The following is a 15,663-nucleotide window of genomic DNA, read 5'->3' on the forward strand; positions in this document are numbered from 1 at the left end:
GACGAAGTCCTGACATGGGCCAGGGAACGACGGCTGGGCTCAGGTCCTGGACGGGGGCCGGGTCATCCGTCCCAGAGCACCCAGCACCGCATCGCGCGCGGGGGCGGTGCGATCGGCCGAGCCGAGGACCATCATCGCCCGCGAGCCCAGGCGCCAGGCCTGGTCGGGGAGGTGGCGCGTGGTGGTGTAGGCCCTCAGACCCTCCGCCACGGAATCGGTCCGCGACAGGGCGCGGGAGAGGGCGTCGGCGTCCTGCAGCGCGGTGTTCGCGGCGTGCCCCAGGTTCGGGGCCATCGCGTGGGCGGCGTCGCCGATCAGCACCACGTTCTCGTGCACGGGCCGGATCCGCGGCACGGTGGCGAGGCCGTGCACGAGGGTGCGGGCGGGATCGGCCGCGGACAGGACCGCATCGATCGGTGCGCGCACGCCGCCGAGCACCTCCCGCAGGTGCGCGAGGTCCCCGGCACGGTCGGGCTCGCGATGCTCGGGGATCGAGGCGAACCAGTTGGTGCCGCCCCCGGGCAGCGGCGTGATGCCGAAAAGCCAGGGCCCGCCCCAGGTCTCCGAGATCTCCGGCGGGGTCTCCTGGAGGGTCCCGCGCAGGATGGTCACGCCGTGGGTGCGGGCGGCCGCCCGCTCGCCCCAGCCGGAGAGACGGGTCGGCGAGTGCACGCCGTCGGCCCCGACCAGCACGTCGACGTCCTCGCGCAGTGGTCGCACGTCGCGGATCGTCTCGGTGCGACGCCGCACCGTCGGCGGCAGGGAATCGAGCAGGCAGGAGAGCACGTGCGTACGCGGCGTCAGCAGGGCACGGCCCGAGGGGATGCGGGCCAGCACACGACCCTCGAGGCCGACCAGCAGCCCTTCTCGTGGCGCCGTCGACCGCTCGCGCACCGTCTCGAGGACGCCCAGGCGCTCGAGCACACGCTGCGCGGGCGGGAACAGGGCGAGCGAGGTCCCCACGCTCGGCAGCGCGAAGCGCTCGTCGACCAGCTCGACGTCGTGGCCCGCGGCGGCGAGCAGACCCGCCGCCGCGGTGCCCGCGATCCCGGCGCCCAGCACACGGATCCGCAGGACCCGGTGCAGGCGCGGGCGGGCTCTCACGGCACGGGCCTCTCCTCCGGTCCGACGTACTCCGAGAGCGGCCGGATCAGGGCGTTGGCCGCGCGCTGCTCCATGATGTGCGCCGTCCAGCCGGTGATCCGGGAGACGATGAACAGCGGCGTGAACATCTCGGTGTCGAAGCCCATCAGGTGGTACGTCGGCCCCGCGGGGTAGTCGAGGTTGGGCTTGATGTCCTTCGCCTCCTCCATCGACAGCTCGAGACCGTCGTACAGGCCCAGGATCTCGGGGCGCTCGAAGTGCTCGATCATCGCGTCCAGGGCCTGCTTCATCGTGGGCACGCGCGAGTCGCCGTTCTTGTAGACGCGGTGCCCGAAGCCCATCACCTTCTTCTTCTGGGCGAGCGCGTCGTCCATCCAGGCCTTCGCCCGGGATCGGGCCTCGTCGGCCGACTCCTCGGGGCGGATCCCGATCTCGTCGAAGGTGTTCATCACGGCCTCGTTGGCGCCGCCGTGGAGCGGTCCCTTGAGGGCGCCGATCGCGCCGACGACAGCCGAGTGCAGGTCCGCGAGGGTCGAGGTGATGACGCGGGCGGTGAAGGTCGAGGCGTTGAAGGAGTGCTCGGCGTAGAGCACCATCGAGACGCGGAAGGCGTCGACGACCTCGGGTGCCGCCTCCTCCCCGAAGGTCATCCACAGCAGGTTCTGGGCGTGGTCGAGGTCCTCGCGTGGGGCGATCGGGTCGGTCGGCCCGCCGGCTCGGCGGCGCCGCTGCTCGTAGGCGACGACGGCGGGCAGCTGCGAGAGCAGACGCCGGGACTTCTCGAGCTCGGCCTCGGGGGAGTCGTCCTCGGCAGCAGGATCCAGGGCGCCGAGCACGGAGACGGCCGTGCGCACCGAGTCCATCGGGTGGCAGTCCACGGGCAGGGAGTCCAGGGCGTCCTTGACCTGCGGGGCGAGGTCGCGGTGCGAGCGCTCGTGGGCGACGGCGTCCTCGAGTTCCTGCTCGGTGGGCAGCTCCCCGATCCACAGCAGGTGGGCGACGGCCTCGAAGGGCTGGCTCGCCGCGAGCTGGGGGACGGGGTAGCCGCGGTAGAGCAGGGAGTTGGTCTCGGGATTGACCTTCGAGACCTGGGTGACGTCGGTGACGACGCCGGCGAGTCCCCGGTGGATCTCCGGGGTCTCCTCCGCGCCGGAGCCGCCGTCGTTCTGCGGGTCCTGCGTGTCCTGCGTGTCCCGGGTGTGCTGGGCGTCCTGCTGCTTCTCGGTCATGACTCGCTCCTGTCCTGGTGGGCGGTGGGGACCTCGAAGTCGAAGATCCCGGTGTCGAAGCGGTTGTAGTCCTCGTAGTCGACGAGCTCGTAGAGCCGGGAGCGGGTGAGCATCTCGTCGACGTGCGGTGCCTGGGAGCCCTCGGCGCTGATGGTCCCGAGCACGTTATCGATCGCTCCCATCGCCGTGCGCAGCAGCGTGACGGGGTAGATCACCATCGCGACGCCGGCGTCGGCGAGCTGGTCCCGGGTGAACAGCGCCGACTTCCCGAACTCCGTCATGTTCGCGAGCACGGGCACGTCCAGCGCCTCGCACACGGCCTCGAACTCGGAGAGGTCGGCCATCGCCTCGGGGAAGATCGCATCGGCGCCGGCGTCGACGAGCATCTTCATGCGGTCGATCGCCGCCGGCAGGCCGGCTCCGGCCCGCAGGTCGGTGCGCGCCATGACCAGGAAGTCCCCATCGCGCCGGGCGTCGGCGGCCGCGCGGATCCGCTGGGCGGCGGTGTCGTCGTCCACGACCGCCTTGCCGTCGAGGTGCCCGCAGCGCTTGGGGTTCACCTGGTCCTCGATGTGGCATCCGGCCAGCCCCGCGTCCTCGAGCTCCTGGATCGTGCGGGCCACGTTCATGGGCTCGCCGAAGCCGGTGTCGGCGTCGATCAGGCAGGGCAGGTCCGTGGAGCGGGCGATCTGGCGGCCGCGCTGGGCGACCTCGGTGAGCGTGGTGAGGCCGATGTCCGGCAGTCCCAGCTCGTTGGCGATCACGGCTCCGGAGAGGTAGATCCCCGAGAAGCCGTGCTCCTGGATCAGGCGGGTCGACAGCGGTGTGAAGGCGCCCGGGAACTGCACGGCCGCGCCCGGCCTCAGCAGCGAGCGCAGGTCCTGTCGCTTCTGGGAGGGGGTCCTCGTGGAGTAGAGCATCAGAACAGTCCCTTCGGTCCGGCCGACGGGTCGATGACCCCGTCGGCGGCGAGGATGCCCAGGCGCTCGAGCTCGCCGGCAGGGAGCTCGGCGAGCTGCTGGACGTCGGTCAGGAAGCGCTCCGCCTCGGCGTCCTCGATCACCCCGGCCGAGAGCGCGCGGAACTTCTCGACGTACTGCTCCCGGGCGAAGGGCCTGGCACCCTGGGGGTGGGCGTCTGCCACGGCGATTTCGTCCTCGATCACGGTGCCGTCGGCCATGGTGATGACCACGGCGCCGCCGAAGGCCTTCTCGGTGAGGTCCAGGGAGTGGTAGCGACGGGTCCACTCGGGGTCCTCGGTGGTGGTGACCTTGTGCCACAGGGCCACGGTGTCCGCACGGGCGGCGCGCTCGGGGGCGTAGGAGTCCACGTGGTGCCAGCGCCCGTCCTGCAGGGCGACGGTGAAGATGTAGGGGATCGAGTGGTCCAGGGTCTCCCGGGAGGCGCGCGGATCGTACTTCTGGGGGTCATCGGCGCCGGAGCCGATCACGTAGTGGGTGTGGTGGGAGGTGCGGATCAGGATCGACTCGACGGCCTCGGGATCGGTGACCTCGGGGTGGGTCTCGTGCAGCCGCCGCGCGAGGTCGATCCAGGCCTGCGCCTGGTACTCGGCGGAGTGCTCCTTGGTGAAGGTGTCCAGGATCGCCCGCTTCGCCTCGCCGGGCGAGGGGAGGGAGACGGTGTAGCGGGCGTCCGGGCCGTCGAGCAGCCAGGCGATCACGCCGTCCTCGCCCTCGTAGATCGGGACCGGGGAGGTCTGCCCCCGCATCGCGCGGTCCACGGCCTCCACCGCCATCTTCCCGGCGAAGGCCGGGGCGTGCGCCTTCCAGGTGGAAATCTCGCCCTTGCGGGACTGCCGGGTCGCGGTGGTGGTGTGCAGGGCCTGGCCGACGGCCTGGAAGATGGTCTCGGCGTCGAGGCCCAGCAGGGTGCCGATGCCCGCCGCGGCCGACGGCCCCAGGTGCGCGACGTGGTCGATCTTGTGGGCGTGCAGGCTGATCGCCCGCACCAGGTCGACCTGCACCTCGTAGCCGGTCGCGATCCCGCGGATCAGGTCGGCGCCCGAGGCCCCGGTGTGCTCCGCGACCGCGAGGATCGGCGGGATGTTGTCACCGGGGTGGGAGTACTCGGCGGCCAGGAAGGTGTCGTGGAAGTCGAGCTCGCGCACGGCGACCCCGTTGGCCCATGCTGCCCATTCCGGCGAGGTGCGCTCCCGGACCCCGTAGAGCCCGGCGCCGGAGCCACCGCGAGAGACCGGGTGGCTGAGCGCCTGGGCGCGCGCGGAGGCGATCGGCGCCCGGGTGAGGGAGGCGAGCGCGACCGAGGCGTTGTCGATGATCCGATTGATGATCATCTCGGCCACGGCCGGCTCGACCCCGACCGGATCGGTGGCGACCTCGGCGATCTGCCAGGCCAGCTGCTCCTGGCGCGGCAGGTTCTCCTCGGAGCGGTGGACGCGGACGTCGATGTCGTGCATGCGGTCCTCTCGTGCGACGGGGCGAGTGCGCCGCTGCGAGGGCCGAGACCGACGTCAGCAGCGGTTCCCCCGTGTATACCCCATACGGAGCCCTCGCCGCTCCACCCCGTCCGCGCCGTGCCCCCTGCTCCTCGGCGTGCACGCCGTCGATGGCGAGGCCCAGTGGGGTGAATGTGCCCTCATCGCCGAGGCAGCACCGTCGGAACCACGAGTCATGGACGAAGACCAGGTGACGCAGCGTCTGCAGCGTCGACCACTCGTCATTCACGCTCTCGTTCTCGAGCCCGGGGGATTCACGCACGCGAGCCACCGTCATCGCCCAGTCGGCGCGTAGGAGCTGCCATCCTCGACGGAGCTCGACCGGATCCTCGGAACGGATCAGACGGCGTGCCGGGTAGCGACGATCGAGCTCGGCCTCGACGTACTCCATGACCTCGACCCCGTTCACGACGAGATTCGTGACGAGCCCGTCGATCACCGCGTCCCGCATGACCACGCCGACCAAGCGGGCATCGCTGAGGTCGCATTCGCGGAATTCCGCGCCCTGGAGGTCCTCGTCCGTGAATCGCCTCATGCGAGGAACTCTAGGACTCGGCTGCGACATTCGGAGCAGGCGGCACCGCACCCGAGCCCTCAGGCCTGCTGCTGGATGATCCCGATCTTCTGCCACACCTTGCGGGCCATGTCCGAGGTGAGGGCCTCGATGCCCTGGACAGCGTCCAGCACGTCCCCGTCGGTCGTGTCCTCGGCGAACAGGGCGCCGCTCTTGCCCACCAGCGACAGCATCTCGGTGCAGAAGTCGAGGTAGCGGGTCAGGTCCGCGCGGTCCAGGTCCATTCCGCCCTGCTCGCGGGAGCCGCGCTCGAGGCGTTCGGGCACCTTGGTGAGCTGGTGCATGTCGATCACGTGCGCGAGCGAGCGCAGACGGTGCAGGATCCGCAGCACCCGCGCACGCTCCATCCGCTCGGGCACCGAGTACAGGAAGAACACGGCGATGCCGCCGAACACCAGGTCGTTGACGATCGTCTCGATCAACGGCAGCAGATCCAGCGGGCCGACGGCGCCGGGGGAGGTGGCGACCTGGATGACCGCGAGGGCGACCGCCCCGCCCAGGAAGATCGCGACCAGCAGCATGCCAAGGCGCGAGAGCACGCGCGCCGCGCGGACGCGGCGCCGGCTGATCCCGGAACCGGTGTTGATCTCGTCGACGATCCCGACGACCTCGCCGCACACCTCCCAGAGCGTGCGGTCGGGGAAGCGGGAGCTGATGCGCTGCTGCAGCGACTGCGCCGAACGTCGCACCGCGGCGCCGTCCAGGCGCTGGAAGCGGCTGGAGTCCGGCGGCGCGTCGGTGTGGTCGTCGGGACGCTGGAGCGGGGAGGGGAGCTGGGGCACCCCGCGAGGGTATGGCACGCAGGGGCTCGCCACCGAGGTTCTCCGTGACCTGCTACACATCACTCGCCAGCGGGAATGAACCTGACTCCGCCGTAGTTGAGTCATGTGTACTCAAGTTTGCTGCAGCAGGGTTTGACAGTCCTGCGTCGCGGATCTCTACTTGAGTCCGTACGACTCAGATCTTCCCGTCGGCGCCGCCGGCGGATCGCAATCGCTTGCGGCTCCGTGCCGCAGAAAGGCAGGCACCCATGTCCCGTGTCGTCGGAATCGACCTCGGAACCACCAACTCCTGCGTCTCGGTGATCGAGGGCGGCCAGCCCACCGTGATCGCGAACGCGGAGGGCATGCGCACCACCCCGTCCGTCGTGGCCTTCTCCAAGCAGGGAGAGGTCCTCGTGGGCGAGGTCGCCAAGCGCCAGGCGGTCACCAACGTGGACCGCACCATCTCGTCGGTCAAGCGCCACATGGGCACCGACTGGAGCACCGACATCGATGACAAGAAGTACACCCCGCAGGAGATCTCGGCCCGCATCCTGGGCAAGCTCAAGCGTGACGCGGAGTCCTACCTCGGCGAGACCGTGACCGACGCCGTCGTCACCGTCCCCGCCTACTTCAACGACTCCGAGCGCCAGGCGACCAAGGACGCCGGCCAGGTCGCCGGTCTGAACGTCCTGCGCATCATCAACGAGCCCACGGCCGCGGCCCTCGCCTACGGGCTGGAGAAGGGCAAGGACGACGAGCAGATCCTCGTCTTCGACCTCGGCGGCGGCACCTTCGACGTCTCCCTGCTCGAGGTGAGCAAGGACGAGGACGGCGCGGCAATCCAGGTCCAGGCCACCGCGGGCGACAACCGCCTGGGCGGCGACGACTGGGACCAGAAGGTCGTCGACTGGCTGATCCAGCAGGTGAAGTCCAAGGACGGCGTGGATCTCAGCAAGGACCGCATCGCCCTGCAGCGTCTCAAGGAGGCCGCGGAGCAGGCCAAGAAGGAGCTCTCCTCCTCCTCGAGCACGAACATCTCGCTGCAGTACCTCTCGATGACCGACAACGGTCCGCTGCACCTGGACGAGAAGCTCACCCGCTCCCACTTCGAGGACATGACCTCGGATCTGCTCGAGCGCACCAAGGCTCCCTTCCACCAGGTCATCAAGGACGCCGGCATCTCGGTCTCCGACATCGACCACGTGGTCCTCGTGGGCGGCTCGACCCGTATGCCGGCCGTCTCGGAGCTCGTGAAGTCGCTGACCAACAAGGAGCCCAACAAGGGCGTGAACCCCGATGAGGTCGTCGCCGTGGGCGCCGCCCTGCAGGCCGCCGTGCTCACCGGCGACCGCAAGGACGTGCTCCTCATGGACGTCACCCCCCTGAGCCTCGGCATCGAGACCAAGGGCGGGCGGATGACCAAGCTCATCGAGCGCAACGCGGCCATCCCGACGCGCGCCTCCGAGGTGTTCTCCACCGCCGAGGACAACCAGCCGTCGGTCGCCATCCAGGTGTTCCAGGGCGAGCGTCAGTTCACCCGCGACAACAAGATGCTGGGCACCTTCGAGCTGACCGGCATCGCGCCGGCGCCCCGTGGCATCCCGCAGATCGAGGTCACCTTCGACATCGACTCCAACGGCATCGTGCACGTCAGCGCCAAGGACCGTGGCACCGGCAACGAGCAGTCCATCCAGATCACCGGCGGGTCCGCCCTTTCCGAGGAGGACATCGACCAGATGGTCAAGGACGCCGAGGCCCACGCGGCCGAGGACGAGGAGCGCCGGAAGAACTCCGACGCCCGCAACACCCTCGAGCAGCTCGTCTACCAGGGCGAGAAGCTGCTGAAGGACAACGAGGACAAGATCTCCGAGTCCGACCGCACCAAGGCCGAGGACGCCATCAAGGAGGGTAAGGACCTGCTGGCCAACGAGGAGGCCTCCACCGAGGACCTCGAGGCCAAGCGCGACTCCCTCAACGAGGCCCTGCAGGCCGTGGGCACCGCCATCTACTCCCAGCAGGGTGAGGACGGCCAGGCCGCGGGCGAGGCCGGTGCGGACGGCGCCGCGTCGTCGGACGATGACGACGTCGTGGACGCCGAGATCGTGGACGACGAGGACGAGGAGAAGAAGTGATGACCGAGAACCAGCAGACGCCGGATCCCGAGGGCCAGGACGGCCGCGACGGGGACCAGGCCGAGGCGGGGTTCTCCTTCACCGACCGGCGCAGGGTGGATCCGGAGGACGGCAGCGTCCGTCCCTCGGACCAGGCCGGCGCGAGCGAGGCGGCAGGCGAGGGCACGGACCCGCTCGATGCCGAGGCGGCGGCGCTCTACGAGCAGTCGCAGCAGGACGGGGATGCCTCCGGCGCCCCCTCCGAGGATGCCTCGGGCGAGAGCAGCCGCATCGCCGAGCTCGAGCAGCAGGTGAACGACCTCGGTGAGGAGCTCAAGCGCTCCCAGGCCGAGTACGTGAACTCCCGCCGACGCATCGAGAACACCGCCCAGGTCGAGAAGCAGGCCGCCACCGAGCGTGTCCTGGCCAGCCTGATCGGCGTGCTCGACGACATCGAGCTGGGCCGCCAGCACGGTGACATCGCCGAGGGGACCCCGTTCCACTCGATCGCCGCCAAGCTCGAGGACGTCCTGCGCGGCCAGGGTCTCGAGCGCTACGGCGAGGTGGGCGACGTGTTCGACCCGAGCCTGCACGAGGCCCTCATGCACGAGGACTCCGACGCGGTCGAGGTCAACACCGTCAAGCTCGTCATGCAGCCGGGCTACAAGGTCGGGGAGCGCGTGCTGCGCCCCGCCCGCGTGGGCACCGAGGGCCCCCAGTGACCCTCGCCGACTGACCGGGTCGGTCCCCGCTCGAGCAGCGCGGACCGACCCGACCACGGGCCGGATCTCCGGCGCGACGGGCCGGTGCGGAGACCTTCCGCGCCGGCCCGCCGCCGATCCGCCCTCGATACCCGGGCCGCCCACTCGCGACCGGGCATCCCCCCCCCAGACATACAGACATACAGACATACCGACATACGGACCGACGCTCCCCGAAAGGAGGCGCTTGATGTCCCAGCAGGACTGGCTCGAGAAGGACTTCTACGCGGCCCTCGGCGTCTCGAAGGACGCGAGCGCGCAGGAGATCAAGAAGGCGTACCGCAAGAAGGCACGCGACCTGCACCCCGACCGTCACCCCGACGACCCCAAGGCCGAGGACCGCTTCAAGGAGGTCGGCGAGGCCTACTCCGTCCTCAGCGACGACGAGCAGCGCGAGCAGTACGACGCGATCCGCGCGATGGGCGCGGGCGGCGCCCGGTTCGCCCCCGGCTCCGGCGGCGGAGGCGGCGGCTTCGAGGACATGTTCGGCTCGATGTTCGGCGGCGGCGGACGCACCTCCTTCGGGGGCGGCGGCCAGCAGAACGTCGACATGGAGGATCTGCTGCGGATGTTCGGCGGCGGGGGCGGTGCCCCCTTCGGGGGCGGCGGCGCCGGCTTCGGACGCGGCGGCTACGCGACCGAGGCCCCCGGCGAGAACCTCTCGGCGCACCTGCGTCTGAGCTTCCGCGACGCGGCCACGGGCACCGAGGCCACCCTCGACGTCGGCGGACGCACCGTCACCACCCGGATCCCCGCCGGCGTCCACGACGGCCAGAAGATCCGTCTGCGCGGCAAGGGCAGGCCCGGGATGAACGGCGGCAAGCCCGGCGACCTGATGCTGACCCTCGACGTCGCGAGCGACCCGGTGTGGTCGGCCGACGGCGCGGACCTGCACATCACCGTCCCCGTCCGCTTCGACGAAGCAGCCCTGGGCACCCGGATCGAGGTCCCCCTGTTCGACGGCGGCACGGTCAAGCTCAAGGTCCCCGCCGGCACCCCCTCGGGCCGTACGCTGCGGGTCAAGGGCAAGGGCCTGAGGACGACCAAGCGCACGGGCGACCTTCGTGTGAAGATCGAGGTCGCCGTTCCCGAGAAGCTCGACGAGAAGACCCGCGAGGCCGTCGAGGCCCTGCGGGACGCACTCGGCGACGAGGATCCGCGCGCGGGTCTGGCCGCAGCCGCGCAGGGCTGACCCGCGCCGACCCCGGATCGGCCCGTCTCCGGGACCCGCCCGGGCCGGACTGTCCGGGGCCGGTCCGCGCGGGCCCCGGCGACGTCACCAGCAGCAGGAGAGAGGCGAGAGCAGTGGTCCCCACGCACCACATCGACGAGCACGCCCCGGTGTTCGTCATCTCCATCGCCGCCGAGCTGGCGGGGATGCACCCCCAGACGCTGCGCCAGTACGACCGCATCGGCCTGGTCTCCCCGCGCCGCACCTCCGGGCGCGGCCGCCGCTACAGCGCGCGCGACGTCGCCAAGCTCCGTGAGGTCCAGAGGCTCTCCCAGGAGGAGGGCATCAACCTCGCGGGCATCAAACGGATCCTCGCGCTGCAGGACGAGGTCGCCTCGCTCAGCTCGCAGCTGCGCTCCGTGCGCGAGACCATCGAGGCCATGGGCGGCATCGAGGCCGCGAGCACCTCGCGGGTCTTCACGGCCGACAGCGCGGGCCGCGTCAGCGCTCTGCGGCGCGGCCAGCGTCCTGCCCGTGGGGAGAGCGGAGCGATGGTGCTGTGGAGGCCCGGCGGCGGGCGCTGATCCCCGTACTCTTCGTGCCCTCCGTGACCCGCTCGGCCTCGTAGATCCCCTGCAGGGACGCGGCGACCTCGTGCATGTCCACGGCCTCGGCGGCCCGTCGGCCCGCAGCCGAGAGGTCCGTGAGCTCCCCGTCCAGCAGGGAGCGCAGACGCCCCGCGATGCGTTCCGCGGCCTGGCCGCGGACGTGCGCAGCGCCGGGGGTCTTGCTGCCGACGGCCTTCGCGGGCGGGACCGCGACCTTGTGGACGACCTCGCCGTCGGGCAGCCAGTCGGAGTAGATGGGGATGTCCGACAGCAGCACCGGGGCCTCGCACGAGAGCGCCTCGAGCAGCACGATCCCCTCGGTCTCCTCCTTGGTGAGGAAGCAGAAGGCGTCGGCGCCGCCATAGGCCTCGCGAAGCTGCTCGGGGGCGACGAAGCCGGGGAACAGGCAGTTGCTCGGGGCCGACGCCACCGCGGAGGAGACCTCCTCGGTGATCAGCCGCGGGTCGGTGCGCCCGTACCAGACGAACGTGACCTCGGGCAGCGCCCGTGCGACCTCGATCCACTCGAGGATGCCCTTGCGCACCATCTGCAGCCCGACGCTCATCACCACGCGCGCATCGGCCGGGAGACCCAGCCGCTCCCGGAGTGCTGCGGCATCGCCCTCGCGGCGGCGGAAGAACGTGGTGTCCACGCCGTTGGAGAGCACGTGGATCGGCCGACGGATCCCGTAGCGGGGGCGGGAGATCAGGCCCTGCGCATAGGGCGTCGGGGTGATGACGGCGTCGCCGCGGCGGTAGATCCAGGCGATCCAGCGGCGGAACCATGGTGCGATGCGGTTCGCGCCCGTGAAGGAGTCCCGGAAGTCCTCCTCGGTCGAGTGCGCCCACATCATCACCGGGCGCCGGCGCAGGTGCGCCCAGGCGGCGAGCAGCGGGGTGTCGGGGAAGGGCGTGTTCAGATGGACGACGTCGAAGTCGGCGAACGGCGAGGTGACGACCTCGTGTCCCAGGGACTCGACGGCGCGGCGCTGGTGCCGGATGGCCTCGCCGATCCCGGACTGTCCCGCCAGCGCGGCGAGCCCCTTGGGGATCAGCACGCGCAGACGCGGCCGCGCTGAGGACGCACGGGTCTGCCCTGCGCTCTCGGGACCGGTGCTCGCGGGACCGCTGCTCTCAGGACCGCTGCGATCGGGGCTGCCACTGTCGCTGTCGGGGACGCTGCTCGGGTCGGACCCCATGGCGGCCTCAGACGCTCAGCAGGGGAGCGGCGGGACGGCGCGCACCGGGGGCGCTGGTGCGGGTGATCCGCTCGCGCCGCAGACCGCGGTAGACGTCGAGGACGCGGGCGCCGAAGGCCTCCGCGCCGCAGGTTCGGCGCGCGTGCTGCAGGGCGCGGTGGGACATCCGCTCGAGGGCGATGTCGTCGTCCAGCAGCGCGGCCAGGCGCTCCCCGAACTCCTGCGTCGATTCCACGGCGTATCCCGTCTGCCCGTCCACCAGGACCCCGGCGACCGAGTCGTCCCGGCGGCACAGCAGCGGAAGACCGCAGGCGAGGGCCTCGATGTAGGTGAGCCCCTGGGTCTCGGACCGCGAGGCGGAGACGAACAGGTCGGCCATCCGGTACCAGCGCGGTACCTCGTGCGGACTGACCGAGCCGACAAAGCGCACGGCGTGGCGCAGGCCGAGCTCGTCCACGAGGTCCTCGAGGTGCTCGCGGTAGGGGCCGTCACCGACCAGGACCAGCACGGCGTCCTCGCGGTCGGCGACGGCGACGTCCCGGATCACCTGGTCGAGGTTCTTCTCCTTGGCCAGGCGCGAGACGCTCAGCAGCACCTTCTGGCGCGGACCGATGTCCAGCGATGCACGCAGCGCAGCGGCGTCGGTGGCCTCGGCCGAGGTCTGCGCCGGACGGAACCGGCCGAGGTCGAGGCCGGTGGGGATGACGTGCACGGGACGGCTCACGCGGTACCCCTCGAGCAGCTCCGCGACCTTCTGGGTGGGCGCGATGACCGCATCGGTCCTCTCCAGCAGGCGGCGGGAGAACCCGGCGACGGCCTTGCGCCCCATGGTGCGGCTGGGGGAGTAGTAGTGCGTGTAGTCCTCGTAGATCGTGTGGTACGTGTGCAGGAGCGGCACATCGAGGTCGCGGGCGATGCGGCGGGCCCAGACGTGCGTGGTGAACTCGCAGTTCGAATGCACGACGTCGGGCTTCCAGCGGGTGATCGCCCCGAGGATCCGGCGCTGGTGGATGGTGCCGATGCGAGCGCTCGCGTAGAACAGCGAGGCCGAGACCGATCCCAGCCGGTAGACCTTCCCGGAGCACGAGGAGCGCAGTCCCGGGGCGAGGGTCAGCACGCGCACGTCGCAGCCGAGAGCCTCGAGCTGACGACGGAGAGTGGTCACCGAGGCGACGACACCGTTGACCGCGGGCTCCCACCAGTCGGTGGTCAGCAGCACCTTCAGCGGACGCCCGCCACCCGCGCCCGCGGGCACGGGGCTCACCGGAGCAGTCCTCTCGAGCAGTGTCATGGCTCCATCCTGCGCCGACGCGCCGGTCGTTCCGTCAACCGGAGGTCCCCCGGGGGTCCACCCCAGGGATGATCTTTCGGCGAGAACCGGCCCGGGGCCGGTCGTCTCGCCTCCCTGGCCGCGCGTGCGTGAGCGCTCCATGCTCCCGACCATAGCGTGAGGTCGCGGCGCAGCAGCGCGGCGCGCGGGGACACGCCGAGCGGGTTCGCGCCACATGGCCGGTGCACTGCCGGCAGGTGCCGTCGAGGCGGCCGGGAGCGGTCCGGCATCGGAACTCGAGGGGGAGTCGCCGACAGCGAGCGGACGGCGAGGAACGGCGCGCAGGGGAGACGTGCTGCGAGGGGACGTGCTGCCTGGGGACGTGCTACGAGGAGCCATGCGGCAAGTCTTCGCGCCTGGACGTTCCCTGCACATACCGCCAGCAGGCGGGTGCGGTGTCGGGTTGTCCCCACCCCGCACCTGTGCCGGACCCCCGGTGGGAGGCCTCCGCCGCTCGGGCGGAGGCCTCCGGTCTCACTCGGCGACCTGGTAGGTGGCGGTCAGCTCGGTGCTCGCGAGCTGCTGGGTGAAGATCGCGAAGCGGGCCCCCACGTGCGGGTCGGCGGGATCGGCGCCCAGGGTCTCCACGGGCAGCGCGTGCACGGTGAACACGTAGCGGTGCGGCGCGCCCGCAGGAGGGTTCGGCCCGTCGTAGCCGGGGCGCCCGAAGTCGTTCGCCGCCTGCTGCAGGGAGTCGTCCTCACGGGAGACCCCCAGCGGCAGGGACGTGGTCTCGGCCGGGATGTCCCAGGCGACCCAGTGCCAGAAGCCCGAGCCGGTCGGGGCATCGGGATCGAAGCAGGTCACGGCGAAGCTGCGGGTTCCCTCGGGGGCGCCGGACCAGCTGAGGTCGGGCGAGGTCGAGGAGCCGTCGAGCTCGGGTGCGAGCTGGTCGCTCGCGACCACGGAGCCGTCGGGCGTGGAGCGGGAGGTGACGGTGAACGCGTTCTCGGTCATGCTCGTCAGGCTACGGGATACCCCTCGCCGAGGCCGATCCCTCACGGCTCCGGATCTGGCGGGGCCTCAGAAGCCGTCGGCCGAGGGCCTCGGGTAGTAGGTCAGGAACTTCTTGACCTGGTTCGCGGTGGCGGCGGCGATGTATGCGCGCCGGCGCAGGCCCTCGGGTGGGTACGCCAGCGGGTGCACCGTGGTGCGGGCGCCGATCCGTCGCACCCGACGCCGCAGCGCAGGATCGGTGACGTACCGCCACAGCAGCGTCCGCGGGACGATCGAGTACAGGATCTCCTCGTCCGGCACCAGGCGCTCGATGCGCTCCTCGTCGATCACGTCGGCCACGACCGCCCGGGCGACGTTCGCCCCGGAGGCGGTCATGTAGTAGTTGTTGCGCCCGATGCGGGGGTTCACCTCGAAGAACTTCGCGACGCCGGTGCGCGGATCGACCTTGACGTCGAAGTTCGCGTAGCCGCGGTACCCGGTGTGCTCGAGGAAGCGCACGGCCTGCTCGGCGATCTCCCCGGGGTCGGTGGTGTACATGGCGGCGGGGTTCCCGAGCGCACCGGGGGTGTGCTCCTCGAGCAGGACGTTGGCGCCGCCCAGCAGGGTGACCTCGCCCGTGCTGTCGACGTAGGCGGTGATCGAGCGCATCGCCGTGTCGTCGCCCGGCACGGTCTCCTGCACGACGAAGCGGTCGGCGTAGCCCGCGGCGTCCAGCCGGCACACCAGGTCCTCGAGCTCGCTCGGCTCGGCCAGGTGGAAGATCTTCTTCTTGCCCTCGAACTCGATGTGAGCGTAGGCCGAGGAACGCGCCGTCTTCGCGACGACCGGGTACTCGAAGGGCAGCTCGGGAACGGACGTCGGTCCCTCGCCGGAGAAGTCCACCACGACGGTCTGCGGGGTGCTGACGCCGATGCTCTCGCAGATCTCGGAGAAGGTGGCCTTGTCCGAGACGTCCCGCAGCGTGCTCTCCGAGAGGACGGGGAGGATGAAGTACTCCTCCAGCTGCGCGCGACGGCTGCTCAGCAGGGCGATCAGCCAGTCCGCGTTCGCCAGCACGATCGCGGGGACGCCCGGGCGGTTGCGCGCACGTTCCTGGCCGTGGCGCAGCAGCGCCGCGGCGAGGTCGTCCTCGCTCGCAGAGGCACCCAGCTCCTGGGCGGTCAGGATCCGGGAGTCCGCGATGGGACCCGAGATGCTGCGGGTGATGATGTGCGAGATCGTCCCGTACTGCTCGTGGAAGGCGCGGGCCAGTGCGTAGACGCCGATGTCCCCGCCGAGCATGACCAGGTCGAAGTCGTCACGGGGCTGGTGGGGTCCGCGAGCGCGGGCGGGGGCGAGGGTCAAGGGGTCTCCTTCGGGCGCGTGGACGCGGCGGGCGCG

The 15,663-nt window shown here is 71.1% G+C and carries 13 protein-coding genes; 4 read left to right on the forward strand and 9 right to left on the reverse strand.

All coding sequences use genetic code 11. The annotated features are described in order from the left end of the window. Positions 1–39: 39 nt before the first annotated feature. From DEO23_RS08200 to DEO23_RS08225, 5 genes are all read right to left on the reverse strand, one after another. Positions 40–1,104, reverse strand: coding sequence for an FAD-dependent monooxygenase (locus DEO23_RS08200; protein WP_240613295.1), 1,065 nt, complete (start codon positions 1,102–1,104; stop codon positions 40–42). After that, positions 1,101–2,333: a bifunctional 2-methylcitrate synthase/citrate synthase gene (locus DEO23_RS08205; RefSeq protein ID WP_109275465.1), complete on the reverse strand. Its 1,233-nt coding sequence runs from the start codon at positions 2,331–2,333 to the stop codon at positions 1,101–1,103. The genes DEO23_RS08200 and DEO23_RS08205 overlap by 4 nt, the downstream gene beginning before the upstream one ends. Continuing rightward, a complete protein-coding gene (prpB, locus tag DEO23_RS08210; RefSeq protein WP_109275466.1) occupies positions 2,330–3,253 on the reverse strand; it encodes a methylisocitrate lyase in 924 nt (307 codons plus the stop codon). Before prpB ends, DEO23_RS08205 begins: the two co-directional genes overlap by 4 nt. Continuing rightward, on the reverse strand, positions 3,253–4,770 hold the full coding sequence (locus tag DEO23_RS08215) for an MmgE/PrpD family protein (protein ID WP_109275467.1): 1,518 nt from the start codon (positions 4,768–4,770) through the stop codon (positions 3,253–3,255). Before DEO23_RS08215 ends, prpB begins: the two co-directional genes overlap by 1 nt. A 633-nt stretch (positions 4,771–5,403) precedes the next feature. Further along, a complete protein-coding gene (locus DEO23_RS08225; protein WP_109275468.1) occupies positions 5,404–6,165 on the reverse strand; it encodes a hypothetical protein in 762 nt (253 codons plus the stop codon). A gap of 248 nt (positions 6,166–6,413) precedes the next feature. Here DEO23_RS08225 and dnaK point away from each other — a divergent pair, with 248 nt between their 5' ends. From dnaK to DEO23_RS08245, 4 genes are all read left to right on the forward strand, one after another. Then, the gene (gene dnaK, locus DEO23_RS08230) at positions 6,414–8,279 is read left to right on the forward strand and encodes a molecular chaperone DnaK (protein WP_109275469.1); all 1,866 of its coding nucleotides are present in this window, start codon (positions 6,414–6,416) and stop codon (positions 8,277–8,279) included. Next, entirely contained in the window at positions 8,279–8,980 is a 702-nt protein-coding gene (locus tag DEO23_RS08235) for a nucleotide exchange factor GrpE (protein WP_109275470.1), read from the forward strand. The genes dnaK and DEO23_RS08235 overlap by 1 nt, the downstream gene beginning before the upstream one ends. A 229-nt stretch (positions 8,981–9,209) precedes the next feature. Continuing rightward, positions 9,210–10,211, forward strand: a complete 1,002-nt coding sequence (locus tag DEO23_RS08240; RefSeq protein ID WP_109275471.1) for a DnaJ C-terminal domain-containing protein — start codon at positions 9,210–9,212, stop codon at positions 10,209–10,211. A gap of 185 nt (positions 10,212–10,396) precedes the next feature. Beyond that, positions 10,397–10,774 carry a heat shock protein transcriptional repressor HspR gene (locus DEO23_RS08245; protein WP_240613319.1) on the forward strand — a complete coding sequence of 126 codons (378 nt, stop codon included), beginning with the start codon at positions 10,397–10,399 and terminating at the stop codon, positions 10,772–10,774. Here DEO23_RS08245 and DEO23_RS08250 read toward each other — a convergent pair. From DEO23_RS08250 to DEO23_RS08265, 4 genes are all read right to left on the reverse strand, one after another. Further along, positions 10,692–11,855, reverse strand: a complete 1,164-nt coding sequence (locus tag DEO23_RS08250) for a glycosyltransferase family 4 protein (RefSeq protein ID WP_205678899.1) — start codon at positions 11,853–11,855, stop codon at positions 10,692–10,694. The genes DEO23_RS08245 and DEO23_RS08250 overlap by 83 nt on opposite strands. 148 nt (positions 11,856–12,003) lie before the next feature. Continuing rightward, on the reverse strand, positions 12,004–13,287 hold the full coding sequence (locus tag DEO23_RS08255; protein ID WP_109275474.1) for a glycosyltransferase family 4 protein: 1,284 nt from the start codon (positions 13,285–13,287) through the stop codon (positions 12,004–12,006). Between the two features lie 513 nt (positions 13,288–13,800). Further along, on the reverse strand, positions 13,801–14,283 hold the full coding sequence (locus tag DEO23_RS08260) for a YbhB/YbcL family Raf kinase inhibitor-like protein (protein ID WP_109275475.1): 483 nt from the start codon (positions 14,281–14,283) through the stop codon (positions 13,801–13,803). Positions 14,284–14,349: 66 nt separating this feature from the next. Next, positions 14,350–15,627, reverse strand: coding sequence for a carboxylate--amine ligase (locus DEO23_RS08265; RefSeq protein WP_240613296.1), 1,278 nt, complete (start codon positions 15,625–15,627; stop codon positions 14,350–14,352). Positions 15,628–15,663: the final 36 nt, after the last annotated feature.

It is taken from the genome of Brachybacterium endophyticum, assembly GCF_003130585.1.
GTDB classification, from domain to species: domain Bacteria; phylum Actinomycetota; class Actinomycetes; order Actinomycetales; family Dermabacteraceae; genus Brachybacterium; species Brachybacterium endophyticum.

What these genes read in the sequence shown, in the direction of transcription:
- DEO23_RS08205 (WP_109275465.1), bottom strand. Translation starts at nt 2,333, where the DNA reads ATGACCGAGAAGCAGCAGGACGCCCAGCACACCCGGGACACGCAGGAC.
- prpB (WP_109275466.1), bottom strand. Translation starts at nt 3,253, where the DNA reads ATGCTCTACTCCACGAGGACCCCCTCCCAGAAGCGACAGGACCTGCGC.
- DEO23_RS08215 (WP_109275467.1), bottom strand. Translation starts at nt 4,770, where the DNA reads ATGCACGACATCGACGTCCGCGTCCACCGCTCCGAGGAGAACCTGCCG.
- dnaK (WP_109275469.1), top strand. Translation starts at nt 6,414, where the DNA reads ATGTCCCGTGTCGTCGGAATCGACCTCGGAACCACCAACTCCTGCGTC.
- DEO23_RS08235 (WP_109275470.1), top strand. Translation starts at nt 8,279, where the DNA reads ATGACCGAGAACCAGCAGACGCCGGATCCCGAGGGCCAGGACGGCCGC.
- DEO23_RS08240 (WP_109275471.1), top strand. Translation starts at nt 9,210, where the DNA reads ATGTCCCAGCAGGACTGGCTCGAGAAGGACTTCTACGCGGCCCTCGGC.
- DEO23_RS08245 (WP_240613319.1), top strand. Translation starts at nt 10,397, where the DNA reads ATGCACCCCCAGACGCTGCGCCAGTACGACCGCATCGGCCTGGTCTCC.
- DEO23_RS08255 (WP_109275474.1), bottom strand. Translation starts at nt 13,287, where the DNA reads ATGACACTGCTCGAGAGGACTGCTCCGGTGAGCCCCGTGCCCGCGGGC.
- DEO23_RS08260 (WP_109275475.1), bottom strand. Translation starts at nt 14,283, where the DNA reads ATGACCGAGAACGCGTTCACCGTCACCTCCCGCTCCACGCCCGACGGC.